Annotated in this window: 16 protein-coding genes; 7 read left to right on the top strand and 9 right to left on the bottom strand. The window is 67.8% G+C overall.

The features are described 5' to 3' along the window. Positions 1-3: 3 nt before the first annotated feature. The 5 genes from RQG77_RS06795 to RQG77_RS06775 all read right to left on the bottom strand — a co-directional run bounded on the left by RQG77_RS06795 (position 4) and on the right by RQG77_RS06775 (position 3,767). The gene (locus RQG77_RS06795; RefSeq protein ID WP_311244055.1) at positions 4-444 is read right to left on the bottom strand and encodes a molybdenum cofactor biosynthesis protein MoaE; all 441 of its coding nucleotides are present in this window, start codon (positions 442-444) and stop codon (positions 4-6) included. After that, complete coding sequence (locus RQG77_RS06790) at positions 441-929, bottom strand: MogA/MoaB family molybdenum cofactor biosynthesis protein (protein WP_311244054.1); 489 nt, start codon at positions 927-929, stop codon at positions 441-443. The genes RQG77_RS06795 and RQG77_RS06790 overlap by 4 nt, the downstream gene beginning before the upstream one ends. A 40-nt stretch (positions 930-969) precedes the next feature. After that, complete coding sequence (locus RQG77_RS06785) at positions 970-2,625, bottom strand: molybdopterin-dependent oxidoreductase (protein ID WP_311244053.1); 1,656 nt, start codon at positions 2,623-2,625, stop codon at positions 970-972. A 119-nt stretch (positions 2,626-2,744) separates the two neighbouring features. Further along, positions 2,745-3,014, bottom strand: coding sequence for a hypothetical protein (locus RQG77_RS06780; protein ID WP_311244052.1), 270 nt, complete (start codon positions 3,012-3,014; stop codon positions 2,745-2,747). A gap of 54 nt (positions 3,015-3,068) precedes the next feature. Further along, positions 3,069-3,767 carry a GTP pyrophosphokinase family protein gene (locus RQG77_RS06775; RefSeq protein WP_056310262.1) on the bottom strand — a complete coding sequence of 233 codons (699 nt, stop codon included), beginning with the start codon at positions 3,765-3,767 and terminating at the stop codon, positions 3,069-3,071. A gap of 107 nt (positions 3,768-3,874) precedes the next feature. Here RQG77_RS06775 and RQG77_RS06770 point away from each other — a divergent pair, with 107 nt between their 5' ends. The 3 genes from RQG77_RS06770 to RQG77_RS06760 all read left to right on the top strand — a co-directional run bounded on the left by RQG77_RS06770 (position 3,875) and on the right by RQG77_RS06760 (position 7,192). After that, complete coding sequence (locus RQG77_RS06770) at positions 3,875-4,234, top strand: nuclear transport factor 2 family protein (RefSeq protein WP_056510555.1); 360 nt, start codon at positions 3,875-3,877, stop codon at positions 4,232-4,234. A 96-nt stretch (positions 4,235-4,330) separates the two neighbouring features. Continuing rightward, on the top strand, positions 4,331-6,418 hold the full coding sequence (locus RQG77_RS06765; protein ID WP_311244173.1) for an APC family permease: 2,088 nt from the start codon (positions 4,331-4,333) through the stop codon (positions 6,416-6,418). A 174-nt stretch (positions 6,419-6,592) separates the two neighbouring features. Continuing rightward, positions 6,593-7,192, top strand: coding sequence for a GNAT family protein (locus RQG77_RS06760; RefSeq protein ID WP_311244051.1), 600 nt, complete (start codon positions 6,593-6,595; stop codon positions 7,190-7,192). Here the strand turns inward: RQG77_RS06760 and RQG77_RS06755 are convergent. From RQG77_RS06755 to RQG77_RS06740, 4 genes are all read right to left on the bottom strand, one after another. Continuing rightward, the gene (locus tag RQG77_RS06755) at positions 7,179-7,490 is read right to left on the bottom strand and encodes a hypothetical protein (RefSeq protein WP_311244050.1); all 312 of its coding nucleotides are present in this window, start codon (positions 7,488-7,490) and stop codon (positions 7,179-7,181) included. The genes RQG77_RS06760 and RQG77_RS06755 overlap by 14 nt on opposite strands. Further along, on the bottom strand, positions 7,487-7,798 hold the full coding sequence (locus RQG77_RS06750; protein WP_056310275.1) for an AbrB/MazE/SpoVT family DNA-binding domain-containing protein: 312 nt from the start codon (positions 7,796-7,798) through the stop codon (positions 7,487-7,489). Before RQG77_RS06750 ends, RQG77_RS06755 begins: the two co-directional genes overlap by 4 nt. Positions 7,799-8,029: 231 nt before the next feature. Further along, a complete protein-coding gene (locus tag RQG77_RS06745) occupies positions 8,030-8,386 on the bottom strand; it encodes a YciI family protein (protein WP_311244049.1) in 357 nt (118 codons plus the stop codon). Further along, on the bottom strand, positions 8,383-9,657 hold the full coding sequence (locus RQG77_RS06740) for a sigma-70 family RNA polymerase sigma factor (protein WP_311244048.1): 1,275 nt from the start codon (positions 9,655-9,657) through the stop codon (positions 8,383-8,385). Before RQG77_RS06740 ends, RQG77_RS06745 begins: the two co-directional genes overlap by 4 nt. Before the next feature lie 569 nt (positions 9,658-10,226). On the opposite strand from RQG77_RS06740, the gene RQG77_RS06735 reads away from it, so the two are divergent. Genes RQG77_RS06735 through kdpC form a run of 4 tightly spaced genes read left to right on the top strand, consistent with a single transcriptional unit; the run spans position 10,227 to position 14,925 of the window. Next, positions 10,227-10,316 (top strand): potassium-transporting ATPase subunit F, encoded by a 90-nt coding sequence (locus RQG77_RS06735; RefSeq protein WP_056276367.1) that lies wholly within the window; start codon positions 10,227-10,229, stop codon positions 10,314-10,316. After that, on the top strand, positions 10,316-12,001 hold the full coding sequence (gene kdpA, locus RQG77_RS06730) for a potassium-transporting ATPase subunit KdpA (protein WP_311244047.1): 1,686 nt from the start codon (positions 10,316-10,318) through the stop codon (positions 11,999-12,001). The genes RQG77_RS06735 and kdpA overlap by 1 nt, the downstream gene beginning before the upstream one ends. 1 nt (position 12,002) lies before the next feature. Continuing rightward, positions 12,003-14,270, top strand: a complete 2,268-nt coding sequence (gene kdpB, locus RQG77_RS06725) for a potassium-transporting ATPase subunit KdpB (RefSeq protein ID WP_311244046.1) — start codon at positions 12,003-12,005, stop codon at positions 14,268-14,270. A 55-nt stretch (positions 14,271-14,325) separates the two neighbouring features. Continuing rightward, a complete protein-coding gene (gene kdpC / locus RQG77_RS06720; RefSeq protein ID WP_311244045.1) occupies positions 14,326-14,925 on the top strand; it encodes a potassium-transporting ATPase subunit KdpC in 600 nt (199 codons plus the stop codon). Positions 14,926-14,937: the final 12 nt, after the last annotated feature.

Genomic DNA, 14,937 nt, shown 5'->3' with positions numbered 1-14,937 from the left:
GGCTCAGCCGCCGATGCCCTTCCACGACGTGGATCCGTCTGACTCGACCTGACGCTTCCACACGGGCAGCGAGGTCTTGATGTCCTCGATGATCGCGCGGCACACCTCGAACGCCTCGGCGCGATGCTCGGCGGCGACCGCGATCACGACGGCCGCATCGCCCACGTCGAGCCGTCCGATGCGATGGCTCACAGCGACCGCGACGCGGGCGTCGCCTACGGCATCCGCTGCCGCCTCCTCCGCGATGCGCCGCAGCGTGGTCTCGGCGTCGGGGTGCGAGCTGTACTCGAGCCCGACGACAGGCGTCTCAGCATCCGGGTCGTTGTCGCGCACCCGGCCGATGAAGGTCGTCACACCGCCCAGCGCAGGGTCCTCGACGGCGGCGAGATGAGCGTCGAGGTCGAGGCGCTGGTCGGAGATCGCGGCGATCCGCACCTCGTTCATGCGTGGTCACCGCCCTCGACCTGGTCGACCACGTGTCTCGCGACGGTCAGCACCACGGGAACTCCGGATGCCACGGCACGCGTGGATCCCGGCAGGTTCACGACGAGCGATCCGGCCGGGTCGACGACACCGGCGAGCCCGCGGGAGAGCACCGACAGCGGCGTGTCGGAGAGGCCGCTGCGACGCAGTTCCTCGGCGATGCCCGGCACCTCGCGGGTGATGACCTGACGGGTGCCCTCGGGGGTCTCATCTCGCGGGCTGACGCCCGTGCCGCCCGTCGTCACGATCAGCCGCACGCCCCGCGCGACCGCTCGGCGCAGTGCATCGGCGACGGAGGCCGCCCCATCGGGGATGACCTCGGCGTCGGGGCAGTGCCACCCGGCATCCCGCAGCAGACCGACCGCGATCGGACCGCCCCTGTCTTCGCGTTCTCCGGCGAACGAGCGGTCCGAGACGGTGATCACGCAGGCGGGGAGCGACGTCATGGCTCCACCCTAGGTGCTGCCCCGCAGCGACGCACGGGCATCACGAGACGCGGATGAGCGAACGCTGCCAGCCCGACGATCCGTTCGGCGCGATCGGTGCGCGTTCCTCGATCTGCATGTCGCCGTTCTTGTTGATCGCTCGCACGGCCACGTAGTGCGTGCCCGGTGTGGCATCCCACTCCATGAACCACTGCACCCAGGTGTTCTCGTTGATCGGGGCCGAGAGCGTCGCCGGCATCCAGTCCCCCTCGTCGATGCGCACCTCGACGCGCTCGATTCCCACCGTCTGCGCCCACGCGACACCGGCGATCGGGATGCGACCGGCATCGACGGCCTGGCCGACCTTGGGGGTGTCGACGCGGGAGGCGAACTTGATCGGCGCCTCGGCGCTGTATCCGCGCGGGGTCCAGTAGGCCTCGTCCTTGTCGAACGTGGTGACCTTGAGCTCGGTGAGCCACTTGGTCGCCGAGACGTAGCCGTAGAGCCCCGGCACCACCATGCGCACCGGGAAGCCGTGCTCGAGCGGCAGCGGCTCGCCGTTCATGCCCACGGCGAGAATCGCGTCGAGGTTGTCATCGGTCAGTGCCGACAGCGGCGTGCTGGCGGTGTAGCCGTCGACGCTCTTCGACAGCACCATGTCGGCACCGGACTTCACTCCGGCCTTCTTCAGCACATCGCGCAGCGGGACACCCAGCCACACGGCGTTGCCGACAAGACCGCCGCCGACCTCGTTCGAGACACACGTGAGCGTGACCGCGTACTCGTCGAGGCCCATGTCGAGGATGTCCTGGAAGCTCATCTCGACGCGCTGATCGACCATGCCGTCGATCACGAGACGCCAGGTCTCGGGGTCGATCGTCGGCACGGTCAGTGCGGTGTCGACGCGGTAGAAGTCCTTGTTCGGCGTGATGAGGGTGGTGAGGCCCGGGATGTCGAGCTCGGCACCCTTCGGGACGGTCACCGTCGACTTCGGCGACGGCAGCTTGAGGGCGTCACGGATAGAGGCGACCGATGCGACCGTCATGCTCACGGTGCGCGAGGCGATGCCCACGACGACCGCAGAGACGCTGGCGATGCCGGCGAGGATGAAGAACTGTCGGCGCCCCAGCGCCTTCGCGGGCTTGCCGTCGGCGTTGTCGGCCTCTGCATCCGCGATCTCGGTGCTCTCGCCCTTGCGGTCGACCATCGCGGCGGGAACGGCGGAGGCCCTCCACGCGATGAGGCGGCGGATGAGCAGCACGAGGATGACGGAGCCGACGATGGTTCCGAGCACGGGAGGCAGGAAGGCGAGGGGCGTGACACCGGCTCTGGTCACGATCGCCGCGGTGGAGAGCGCACCCGCGACCACCAGGGCGATGACGCCGAGCGGGGGGCGCAGCAGCTGCAGGATGCCGGCGATCGCCGACGCGATGACCACCGCGAGACCGAGACCGACCAGCAGCGCGATCTTGTCGTACTCGCCGAAGGTCGCGATCGCGAACTCCTTGAACGGCTGGGGCACGATGTCGATCACGAATCCGCCGACGGCGAGGATGGGACTGGCCGAGCGCGCGAAGATCAGCGCGAACAGCTCGGCGGTCGCGAGGAAGACGAGTCCGCTGATGACGCCCGAGAGGGCCGCCCAGAAGAAGAACCTCTTACCCCTGCTCTGCCGTGTGCTCTTGCCGCGCTCTTCTGCGGTTCTGCGCTGTGCCATGGTCTGCTCCTTCGCACCGAGGACGGTGTGGTCTCGGGTTGTTCGGAGCGGACGCGCGAACGGATGTTCGCGGCATCGGATGCTGCGTGATCACCGCGCGGCGATCAGAGTCGCAGCGATCAGAGGCGGCGCGCGGTGATGGTGTCGCGGTCCTGCAGTTCGCGCAACGTGCGCAGGCACCTCGAGCAGAGGATCTCGACGCGCCGCGGGTGGTTCTCGCCGCACACGCAGTCGACCGACACACGCCACTTGGCCTTGCGGCCACAGGCGGCATACGCCTCGTCGTCGCCGTGGTCGCACTCGCACAGCTGGCGGCCTCGGTCGATCCCGGGGAGTTCGACGAGGGTGCGCTCGATGTCCGAGACCGGGGGCTGATGCGTCTTCACCACCTGCCTATGCTCCAGGGTCACGCGTTCCCGCGCAACACCGCGCCGGGTGGCGCGTCAGACCTGCACGACGTGCGGGGGCGGCGGCGGGGCGAGCTGGCGCTGGGGCACACCGTGGGCCTCGCGGTGCAGGCGCTCCATACGGCTGTCGAGCTCGGCTGCGGCCTCGGCGGCATCGGTCAGGCTCTCGACGAGGTGCGAGGGCACCTGGTTCGAGAACTTGTAGTAGATCTTGTGCTCGAGGCTGGCCCAGAAGTCCATCGCGATGGTGCGGAACTGCACCTCGACCGGCACCGACAGGGCACCGGTCGACAGGAACACCGGCACCTCGATGATGGCGTGCAGGCTCTTGTAGCCGTTGTCCTTCGGGGTCGCGATGTAGTCCTTGACGGTGACGACGGTCACGTCGTCCTGCGCGGTGAGCAGATCGAACAGACGGTAGACGTCGGCGACGAAGCTGCAGGTCACGCGCACGCCGGCGATGTCGGTGATCTCGGCGCGGATGCGCTCGAAGTCCGGCTCGGCGATGCCCTTGCGGGCGATCTTCTCGACGATGCTGTCTGGAGTCTTCAGCCGGCTCTTGACGTGCTCGATCGGGTTGTACGCGTGGTGGTGGGTGAACTCGTCACGAAGGATCGAGATCTTCGTCTCGACCTCCCGCATCCCGAACTCGTATTCGCGCAGGAAGCGCTGGAACTCATCGCGGAGTTCCCGAGTCTGCTGGATGGCGTCGTCGGTGACCTGGAGGGACGTCATGCATCCGACGTTACGCGTCCGTGATCGGAAGCGGCTGTGGATCGCCGATGAGAAATCGAGTCGAACCCCCGTTGACGATGTCGGAGCCCGGGTCTAGAACGGAGGACATGACCAGCGCAGGAGAGAAGTGGACCGAGGCATACGTCGAGGCCTGGAAGTCGAACGATCCTCAGCAGATCGCAGCACTCTTCAGTGACGATGCGAAGTACCTGACGAGCCCCGATTCCGAGCCTCGCGTCGGTCGAGCCGACATCGTGGCCGGCTGGCTGGAGGATCTCGACGACCCGGACACCTGGTCGTTCGAGTGGTGGATCGTCCGGGAGGATGCCGGTTTCGTGGCGATCGAGGGGCGGACGAAGTATCCCTCCGAACGCGACTACCTCAACCTCTGGATCGTGCGCCTGGATGACGAGGGCCGGGCGACCGAGTTCACCGAGTGGTACATGCCGCGTCCGCACGAGGGCTGACGGAGACCGGCCGAGGCCGTAAGGATTGCGTGAGGACAGCGCATACGCCCGTAGGGATTCCGTGAGGAACGCGTGAGGAAGGCGTTCGCGGGCGTAGTGTCGCCCGACGTGTCAGATGAAACCCGCGACAACACGGACGCCCCTCCTCGCGCCAAGCGCATCCTCATCGGCGACCCGCTGACGAGTGCGCAGGTCGACGACCAGCTGCTCCCGAAGAAGATGGCACTGCCGATCTTCGCGTCGGACGCACTGAGCTCTGTCGCCTACGCGCCGCAGGAGCTCGTGATGATCCTGCTGATCGGCGGTCTGACGTTCCTGTCGTTCACCCCGCTCGTGGCCGTCGCAGTCGTCGTGCTGCTGATCGTCGTGGTGCTCAGCTACCGCCAGCTCATCAAGGCCTATCCGTCGGGCGGCGGCGACTACGAGGTCGCGTCGAAGAACCTCGGCGAGATCCCCGGCGTCATCGTGGCGGCGGCCCTGCTCGTCGACTACGTACTGACGGTCGCCGTGTCGGTGGCATCCGGTGTCGACAACATCATCTCGGCGGTCCCGGGCCTCGATCCGCTGCGCGTCGAGCTGGCTGTCGGCTTCGTGATCCTCATCATCATCGTGAACCTGCGCGGCGTGCGCGAGGCCTCGCTCGTCTTCGCGATCCCCACCTACGTCTTCATCGCCTCGGTCGGCTTCATGATCGCGACCGGACTGTTCCGCACGTTCCTCGGCGATGCCCCGGTGGCGTCGAGCGCCGAATTCGCGGTGCACTCCGAAGACCTCGGCCAGGCCGCCGTGATCCTTCTGATCCTCCGCGCCTTCTCGAGCGGATGCTCCGCCCTCACCGGCGTCGAGGCCGTGTCGAACGGCGTGCCCGCCTTCCGCACGTCCAAGGTCCGCAACGCCCAGACCACCCTCGTACTGATGGGCTCGATCGCGGCCTGCCTGTTCGCCGGCCTCACCGCACTCGCCCTGATCACCGGCGTGCACTACGCCGAGAATCCGTGCGACCTGATCGGCTTCGACTGCTCCAACCCGCAGCCGAGCCTGATGGCGCAGATCGCCTCGGCGACGTTCGGCGGCGGCAGCATCCTGTTCTTCATCATCCAGGCGGCGACCGCGTGCGTGCTGCTGCTCGCGGCGAACACCGCCTTCAACGGGTTCCCCCTGCTCGGGTCGGTGCTCGCCCGCGACGGCTACGCACCGAAGTCGCTGAACACCCGCGGCGACCGTCTCGTGTTCTCTAACGGCATGATCGTGCTCGGCATCGCCGCGATCGCCGTGCTCGTGATCTTCCAGGCGAAGCTCACGACGCTGATCCAGCTGTACATCATCGGCGTGTTCGTGTCGTTCTCACTGGGACAGATCGGCATGGTGCGGCACTGGCGGCGCCTGCTCCGCGGCCCGGTCGGCACGACGCCGGGGTCGGGGGTCGACGGCGCCTCGGCATCCGATCGCCGCTCGGCCAAGACAGGCCTGATCATCAACTCGGTCGGGGCGGCGATGACAGTCACGGTGCTGCTGATCGTCACGATCACCAAGTTCACCCATGGCGCGTACCTGGTGTTCTTCGCGATCCCCGTGCTCGCCTTCCTGATGATGGGCGTCAAACGGTACTACCGCGACGTGGAGCACGAGATCGCGATCGACGACACCACGAAATTTGGCGCCACCGGCGACCTCGCGATCGTGCTCGTCAACCGCCTGCAGAAGCCGGTCATCAAGGCCATCGACTATGCGATCGCCGCGAAGCACGGCAAGACGCTCGCGGTGCACGTCGCCGTGGCATCCGACGATGCCACCCAGCTGCAGAAGGATTGGGCCGACCACCTCGTGCCGATCCCGCTCGTGATCGTCGAGTCTCCGTACCGGTCTTTCGCCCAGCCGGTGTCGCAGTTCATCAAGCAGTACCGCGAGAAGCACGGCTCATCGGTCGTCACCGTCTACCTGCCGCAGTACATCGTGGGGCACTGGTGGGAGACCTTCCTGCACAACCGTCGCTCGCGTCGCCTCGCCAACCAGCTGATGCTCGTGCACGGGGTGTCGATCACGCTCGTGCCGTGGCTGCTCGACTCGTCGGAGCTCATCTACGGTCGGCGTTCGCGCCCGCTGCCCGGACAGGAGCGCGCAGGTCGCCCGGTCGTCGTGAACGGACGCCGTGCGCACCGGCCCGAGGGGCCGCCCGAGAGCTGACCCAGCTACCGTTCACGCACGCACCTTCCGGTCGCAGTTCGTGCCACCCGGAGCCCCGTCTCCGCCTCCGGTCGCAGTTCGTGCCGCCCCCGAGCGATCTCGGCGGCATGAAGTGCGACCGGAGCGAGAAGAAGACGAATACTGGCCGAGCAGCCGCCTCCCTAGGCTGAGGGGATGACCGCTACGCCGCACACCGATGTCTGGCCGGTTCGCACCGAGCGCCTGCAGATCCGTCCGATGACCGCACCCGACATCGATGCGATGTGGGCGTGGCGGCAGCTGCCCGACGTGAACCGCTGGCTGGGGCTCGCGCCCGACACGATCGAGGCGTTCCGCGAGCGGTACCTCGACCCCGAGCGGCTCGCCTCGATGTACATCGTCGAGCTTCTGCAGGCAGATGGCACTGCAGCCGCGACCCCGATCGGCGACGTCATGATCAAGGTCGGCGACGCGTGGGCGCAGCTCGAGGTCGCCGATCAGGCGAAGGGCGTCGAGGCGGAGCTCGGCTGGGTGCTCGATCCCGGCTACACCGGACGCGGCTATGCGACCGAGGCGATCCGCGCGGTGATCGGCGTCTGCTTCGGCCCGCTGGGGCTGCGCCGGGTGCACGCCGGGTGCTTCGCCGACAATGAGCCGTCGTGGCGCCTGATGGAGCGGCTCGGGATGCGGCGCGAGGAGTTCAGCCGCAAGACCGCGCTGCACCGCTCGGGCGAGTGGCTCGACGGCATGAACTACGGCATCCTCGCGGAGGAGTGGGCTCTCACGGACTCCTGAACACGTCGTGGTCTCCGACGCGACGCCACCGGATCCGGGGTTCGTCGCCGACAGTGACGATCTCGAACGTGGCTCGTCCGTCCGGCGAGGAGAAAGACCATGTCATCTCGAAGATGCCTGGCGCAGCGCGCATGGACTTGACCCTGAGCGACGCCGGCCAGGGCGTGGAGGGATCATCCGCGAAGGCATCGCAGGCCGGAATGAACTTCTCGCGCAAGACCTTCCGGAACTCAGCGAGATGAGAAGACTTCAGTCTGCGGACATCAGTATCGAAGCTCCGGGTCGTCTCGAACTTCACTGCTCGGACTCGAGGGCTTCGAGGCTTTCGAGGAAGGCCTCTCCGCTGTCGAACGTAGACACACGCCCGGCCGCCACATGCGCATCGACCTCGCGCTCTCGCTGCTGCCACCTCTCGGTCCAGAACCACGCTTGTTCCGCGGGCACGGGCACGGCGGCTCGCAGCTCCACGACCCCATCAGCGCGCTCGGTCACCTCGAGCTGGGTTCCGGGCTCGTTCAGACGCAGGCGTTCACGCACGCTCGCAGGCAGGGCGATGAGGCCGCGACTCTGCACGCCGACGTATCCATGGAACTCTGCGGTGGACATATGTCGATTGTACTGCGATGCAGATACACGGGGAAGCTGTTTTACAGCATTACAGTATGCAAGTGGTCGACGCCACTGAAGGGATCACGCTGTCTCGACTGCACGAAGGCACGTTGCTGACGCGCCAGACGACGGGGAACCGCAACAGGTCGTCGATGCGATCGCTCGAATCCGAGACTTCAACGGCCTCGATCTCGTGGCGCACTGAGTCCGCGCCGTCCGGCCCCGCCCTCAGTCCTCATCCCAGGGCAGCTTCACCACCGGAAGGATGTAGACCCGGCCCATCACGGCGCTCGGATGCTTCGCCATGAACGTCGCCGCTTCTTCTATCGACTCTGCGGTGAGGAGGTCGTAGCCCGCGAACCACTCCTTGAACTCAGGGAAGGGGCCGTCGGTGACGAGCACCTTGCCGTCTCGTACGGCGACCGACTTCGCCTCCTCGGGGCCGGCGACGGGGGCACCGTCACCCAGTCGCCCCGCGGCGTCGCCCTCTTGCGCCCATTCCCCCAGCATGCGCTGATCCTCTCCCTGCGGCATCGTGCCGCCGGTCGGATCTGTCATGTGGATCACGAGGTACTTGTTGCTCATCTGCTCTCTCCGTTCGATGCGGCCCCGGGCGTTCCGGGTGCGGGAGGCGTCGCGAGTTCGTCGCGGCGCCGGGTCAGGTGGATGATCTCGGCGGCGTTGTCGGCCAGCGCGATCGCCCGTGCGTACGCGTCGCGGGCCTCTGCCTCGCGGCCCGTGGCTCGCAGCAGTTCCGCGCGCGTCACGTGGAACCCGTGGAAGTGGTCGAGCGCGTCGTGCAGTTGCTCGACGAGCGGCAGCGCCTGCTCGGGCGAGTCCCGCTCTGCGAGCGCGACCGCCTTGCTGAGGACGACGACCGGGCTGGGGTCGATCCGCTCGAGCTGTTCGTAGAGTTCGACGCTGCGCGCCCAATCGGTGTCGGCGGCATCGTTCGCTCGCACGTGCACCGCGTTGATCTCGGCCAGCAGCCGATGTCGACCGGGCGTCGCAGGCAGCGGTCCGTCGAGAAGCGCGAGCCCCTTCTCGATGAGCTCAGGGTTCCAGGTCGCCCGGTCCTGTTCGTCGAGCCGCACCAGCTCGCCCTCGGCGGTGACTCTGGCTGCGGCGCGCGCCTCGCTGAGCAGCATCAGTGACAGCAGACCCGCGACCTCCGCGTCGTCGGGCAGCAGCTCGCGGAGCAGCCCGGTGAGCCTGATCGCCTCGCCGGTCAGCTCCCGACGCAGCGCGGGCACACCGGCCCCGGACGCGAAATACCCCTCGTTGAAGACGAGGTAGAGCACGGCGAGCACCCCATCGATCCGGGCCGGAAGGTCGTCGGCCGCGGGCATCCGATACGGGATCCGCTCGGTCTTGATCTTCGCCTTGGCCCGGGTGATGCGCTGCCGCACTGTGGACTCCGGGATGAGGAACGCCCGCGCGATCTCTTCGACGGTGAGGCCACCGACGATTCGCAGAGTCAGGGCGACGCGCGCCTCGAGCGACAGCGCCGGGTGGCAGCAGGTGAAGAGCAGTCGCAGGCGGTCGTCGTCGATGACTCCTGTGGGCTCCGGTGGTTCGGGATCCTGCAGCATCAGGGCCTCCCGCTGCTTGGCGTCGCGGAACGACTCCCGGCGGAGCCGATCGATGGCCTTGCGATAGGCCGTGGTGGTGATCCAGCCGGCGGGGTTGGGGGGAACGCCCTCTTCCGGCCAGAGCTCAGAGGCTGCGGCGAAGGCCTCAGCGGCCATCTCCTCGGCCAGGTCGAGATCCCCGCATCTCCGGGTGAGACCACCGACGATGCGCGCCCACTCGTCGCGGTACACCTGCGTGACGCGCGACGCGACGTCGGCGTTCACCGAGGCTCCTCGATTCGATTCCGGCGCTGCATCACTCAGACTCTCTCCGTCCGCACGATCGAGCAGACTCTGCACCGAGCCTGCTCTCCCGTCGATCATCCCGGTTCCCCACTCCTGCGGGAAGAGCGCGCCCACAGGCGGCGAGCGCGGGTCCGGAGAGAGGGTCGCCGGATCAGGCTCGGATGCTCGAGCGCCGCCCGACGTCGCATGATCTGCTCCTCGGCTTCCTCCGCCTCGAGCCGGTAGACCAGGTTCGCCACCATCGGGTCGTTGTACACAGCCACCACCGCGTCTCTCGTGTCATGGGCCGACCGCATATCGGTCGCCTCCACCTTCACCACGAACGCCGATACCCGGATGCGACAACGAGGCGCGAGAAAGTTCGCACGATGCAGAGATGTGAGCATCCCGCATGCATCACGCACGCCCCCGTAGGCAAAGCGTGAGGATCGCCATATTCCGGTCTGCACGAGAGTTGTATCGAGTCTCGTGCTCGACATCATCTACATCGCGCTGACTCTCGCGCTGTTCGCCCTCGTCTCCCTGGTTGCGAAGGGGGTGGAACGACTGTGATCGTCTTCGAGATCATCGCCGCCGCCCTCGCCGTCGCTGCCGTCGTCTACCTCGTGGTGGCTCTCGTCGCCCCGGAGAAGTTCTGATGGGCGCCGGCACCGAACTCTGGTTCGGCATCCTTCAGGCCGCGGTCCTGATCGTCGCCCTCGTGTTGCTCTACCGCCCTGTCGGCGATTACATGGCCCACGTCTTCAGCACACCCCGTGACCTGAAGGCCGAGCGGGGCATCTACCGCCTGATCGGCGTCGACCCGGCATCCGAGCAGACCTGGCGGGCCTACGCCCGCAGCGTGCTCGCGTTCTCGGTCGTGGGCCTGCTGCTCGTCTACGGCCTGCAGCGTCTGCAGGGCTTCCTGCCCGAATCTCTCGGGCTCCCCGCCGTGCCCGAGGGCCTGGCCTTCAACACCGCCGCGTCGTTCGTCGCGAACACGAACTGGCAGTCGTACTCCCCCGAGCAGACCATGGGCTACACCGTGCAGCTCGCCGGTCTCACTGTGCAGAACTTCGTCTCGGCAGCCGTCGGCCTGGCCGTCGCGGTCGCTCTGATCCGCGGCCTCGCCCGTCGGGGCTCGACCACGATCGGCAACTTCTGGGTCGACCTGATCCGCGGGCTCGGACGCATCCTGCTGCCGATCGCGCTGATCGCCTCCATCGCCCTGATCGCGGGCGGCGTGGTGCAGAACTTCGCCGGCTTCACCGATGTGACGACCGTCTCGGGAGGCACGCAGACGATTCCGGGCGGCCCCGTCGCCTCGCAGGAGGCCATCAAGCTGCTCGGCACCAATGGCGGCGGATTCTTCAACGCCAACTCCGCGCACCCGTTCGAGAACCCGACCGGCTGGACCAACCTGCTGCAGATCCTGCTGATCCTCGTGATCCCGTTCGCGCTTCCCCGCACGTTCGGCCGCATGATCGGCGACAACCGCCAGGGCTACGCGATCGCGGCCGTGATGGGCACGATCTTCCTGGTCTCGACGTTCGCGCTCTCGGCCCTCGAACTCGCCGGCCGCGGTTCGGCACCCGAACTCGCGGGCGTCGCGATGGAGGGCAAGGAGGTGCGCTTCGGCATCCTCGGATCCACTCTCTTCGGCAGCGCGAGCACCCTGACGTCGACCGGTGCTGTCAACTCGATGCACGACTCGTACACGGCTCTCGGCGGCATGATGCCGATGCTCAACATGATGCTCGGCGAGGTCGCTCCCGGCGGCGTCGGCTCAGGCTTGTACGGCATGCTCGTGCTCGCGATCATCGCGGTGTTCGTGGGTGGACTGCTCGTGGGCCGCACCCCCGAGTACCTCGGCAAGCGCATCGGCCCTAAGGAGATCAAGCTCGCGAGCCTCTACATCCTCATGACGCCCACCCTCGTGCTGGTCGGCACCGCCCTGAGCTTCGCGATCCCCGGCATCCGCGCGAACGTCGAGGCGACCAGCATCCTGAACCCCGGTGTGCACGGCATGAGCGAGGTGCTCTACGCCTTCACCTCGGCGTCGAACAACAACGGCTCGGCCTTCGCCGGCCTTACGGCGAACACTCCGTGGTTCAACACCGCGCTGGGCATCGCGATGCTGCTCGGCCGGTTCCTGCCGATCGTCCTCGTGCTGGCGCTGGCAGGGTCGTTCGCCGCACAGCAGCGCGTGCCGGAGAACACCGGAACCCTGCCCACGCATCGACCGCAGTTCGTCGGCCTCCTCGCCGCTGTCACGGTCATCATCACGGCACTCACCTACTTCCCCGTGCTCGCACTGGGACCCCTCGCTGAAGGACTCGTCTGACATGACCATCATCACCACACCCTCCGAGACACCGTCGGAACAGCAGGATGCTCCGACATCCGCCACGACCGCACCGCCCCGCGCGTTCGGCTGGGCGCAGCTGACCCAGGCTCTGCCCGGCGCCCTGCGCAAGCTGAACCCGGCATCGCTCGTGCGCAACCCCGTGATGCTGCTCGTCTGGGTCGGCGCCGCGTTCACGACCGTGCTCGCGATCGCCGAGCCGTTCCTCGGCGGTCCTGCCGACTCGGGCGGAACCCCGGTGCCCGCACCGTTCACCTGGGGCATCGTGATCTGGCTGTGGCTGACCGTGCTGTTCGCCAACGTCGCCGAGTCCGTGGCCGAGGGCCGCGGCAAGGCCCAGGCCGCGAGCCTGCGCAAGACCCGCACGAGCACCATGGCGCGCAAGGTCGTCCGCTACGACGCAGGCGCGGATGCCACGGCCGAGCGCACCGAGACGGTCGACGTCTCGTCGGCCGAGCTGCAGCGCGACGACATCGTGATCGTCACGGCCGGCGAGCTGATCCCCGGCGACGGAGACATCGTCGCGGGCATCGCGACCGTCGACGAATCGGCGATCACGGGCGAGAGCGCCCCGGTCATCCGCGAATCCGGCGGCGACCGCAGTGCCGTCACGGGCGGCACGCGAGTGCTGTCGGATCGCATCGTCGTGCGCATCACCTCGAAGCCCGGCGAGACGTTCGTCGACCGCATGATCGCTCTCGTCGAGGGCGCCAGCCGCCAGCGCACGCCCAACGAGATCGCGCTGAACATCCTGCTCGCGAGCCTGTCGATCGTGTTCGTCGTCGTGGTGCTCGCACTCAATCCGATCGCCTCGTACGCGGCGTCGCCCGTCAGCATCCCGGTGCTGATCGCCCTGCTCGTGTGCCTCATCCCGACCACGATCGGCGCCCTGCTCTCGGCCATCGGCATCGCCGGCATGGACCGTCTCGTGCAGCGCAACGTGCTCGCCATGTCCGGCCGCGCCGTCGAGGCCGCGGGAGACGTCACGACCCTGCTGCTCGACAAGACCGGCACCATCACCTACGGCAACCGCCGGGCCCACGAGGTGCTGCGCCTCGGCGGCGTCGACCCCGACGAGCTGCTGCGCGTCGCCGCCCTCTCATCCCTCGCCGACCCGACCCCCGAGGGCGCCTCGATCGTCGAGCTGGCACTGAGCCGCGGCATCCGGGTGGACGAGCCGGCTGATGCCGTGGTCGTGCCGTTCACCGCACAGACCCGAATGTCGGGCCTCGATCTCGCCGACGGCACGCAGATCCGCAAGGGTGCAGGCTCGGCGATCAACGCCTGGCTCGGACTCGACACGGATGCCGAACTCACCGGCCTCGTCGACGGCGTCGCCTCCAGCGGCGGCACCCCGCTGGTGGTCGCCGTGAAGCGTCCGGCGGGCATTTCTTCTGACCAGATGGCTGGACAGATCGCGGATGGCTGGGCGGATGCCGTCGATCAGACAGCCGACCGGGGAATCCTCCGCCAAACGGCCGGTGCCGGAACCGGAACGCCGGGATCCGGGCAAGTGCTCGGCGTCGTGCACCTCAAGGACATCGTGAAGGATGGCCTGCGCGAGCGGTTCGAGGAGCTCCGCAGCATGGGCATCCGCACCGTCATGATCACGGGCGACAACCCGCTGACCGCCGCCGCGATCGCGAAGGAGGCGGGGGTCGACGACTTCCTCGCCGAGGCGACTCCCGAGCAGAAGCTCGAGCTGATCAAGCGTGAGCAGGAGGGCGGGCGACTCGTCGCCATGACGGGCGACGGCACGAACGACGCCCCCGCTCTGGCCCAGGCCGACGTCGGCGTCGCGATGAACACGGGCACGTCGGCCGCGAAGGAGGCCGGCAACATGGTCGACCTCGACTCGGATCCGACCAAGCTCATCGACATCGTGCGCATCGGCAAGCAGCTGCTCATCACGCGCGGAGCCCTCACGACGTTCTCGCTGGCGAACGACATCGCCAAGTACTTCGCCATCATCCCGGCGATGTTCATGGGCGTCTTCCCCGGGCTCGCTGCGCTGAACATCATGCAGCTGCACTCACCGGCATCCGCCGTCACCAGCGCGATCATCTTCAACGCGATCGTGATCGTGTTCCTCATCCCGCTCGCACTCCGAGGGGTGAAGTACCGGCCGGCGAGCGCCTCGCAGATCCTGCAGCGCAACCTGCTCGTCTACGGCCTCGGCGGGGTGATCGCGCCGTTCATCGGCATCAAGCTGATCGACCTCGTCATCACCCTCATCCCCGGCTTCTGACCGCGTTTCGACTCGCTCCGCTCGCTCGACGACCATCCTGAAAGTAAGGCATCTCATGTCCTCCTCCCGCACCGCTGCCCGCACCACCGGCGTCGCGATCCGCGCGATGCTCGTGCTCACCCTCGTGCTCGGCGTCGGCTACACGCTCGTCGTCACCGGCATCGGCCAGCTGCTGCTGCCGTTCCAGGCGAACGGCTCTCCGCTGGCCGACGGCAAGGGCAGCTCGCTGATCGGCCAGTCCTTCACGGACGCCGACGGCGAGGCGCTTCCCGAGTACTTCCAGTCGCGCCCCTCTGCGGCCGGCGACGGCTACGACGGCGCGGGTTCCAGCGGCAGCAACCTCGGACCCGAGAACCCCGAGCTCGTCGCCGCGATCGGCGAGCGCCAGGCGGCCATCGCCGAGCGCGAGGGTGTGAGCCTCGAGGCCGTGCCTGCCGATGCTGTGACCGCTTCGGGCTCGGGCCTCGACCCGCACATCAGCGTCGCCTACGCCCTGCTGCAGGTGCCGCGGGTGGCGTCCGAGCGGGGCCTGCCCGAGCAGCAGGTGCGCGACCTCGTGGAGTCTAGGATTCAAGGGCGGGATCTGGGATTCCTCGGCGAAGAGCGCATCAACGTCGCCGAGCTCAATCTCGCGCTCGATGAGCAGGAGGGCTGATGACGCCAGAGC

The organism is Microbacterium sp. WCS2018Hpa-23, from assembly GCF_031843845.1.
Classification (GTDB): Bacteria; Actinomycetota; Actinomycetes; order Actinomycetales; family Microbacteriaceae; genus Microbacterium.
This window is presented reverse-complemented; position numbering and strand designations above follow the sequence as displayed.

Coding starts and splice junctions, on each gene's coding strand:
- RQG77_RS06785 (WP_311244053.1), bottom strand. CDS start 2,625: ATGGCACAGCGCAGAACCGCAGAAGAGCGCGGCAAGAGCACACGGCAG.
- kdpC (WP_311244045.1), top strand. CDS start 14,326: ATGTCCTCCTCCCGCACCGCTGCCCGCACCACCGGCGTCGCGATCCGC.
- RQG77_RS06790 (WP_311244054.1), bottom strand. CDS start 929: ATGACGTCGCTCCCCGCCTGCGTGATCACCGTCTCGGACCGCTCGTTC.
- RQG77_RS06770 (WP_056510555.1), top strand. CDS start 3,875: ATGACCAGCGCAGGAGAGAAGTGGACCGAGGCATACGTCGAGGCCTGG.
- kdpA (WP_311244047.1), top strand. CDS start 10,316: ATGGGCGCCGGCACCGAACTCTGGTTCGGCATCCTTCAGGCCGCGGTC.
- RQG77_RS06750 (WP_056310275.1), bottom strand. CDS start 7,798: ATGTCCACCGCAGAGTTCCATGGATACGTCGGCGTGCAGAGTCGCGGC.
- RQG77_RS06795 (WP_311244055.1), bottom strand. CDS start 444: ATGAACGAGGTGCGGATCGCCGCGATCTCCGACCAGCGCCTCGACCTC.
- RQG77_RS06760 (WP_311244051.1), top strand. CDS start 6,593: ATGACCGCTACGCCGCACACCGATGTCTGGCCGGTTCGCACCGAGCGC.
- RQG77_RS06775 (WP_056310262.1), bottom strand. CDS start 3,767: ATGACGTCCCTCCAGGTCACCGACGACGCCATCCAGCAGACTCGGGAA.
- kdpB (WP_311244046.1), top strand. CDS start 12,003: ATGACCATCATCACCACACCCTCCGAGACACCGTCGGAACAGCAGGAT.
- RQG77_RS06745 (WP_311244049.1), bottom strand. CDS start 8,386: ATGAGCAACAAGTACCTCGTGATCCACATGACAGATCCGACCGGCGGC.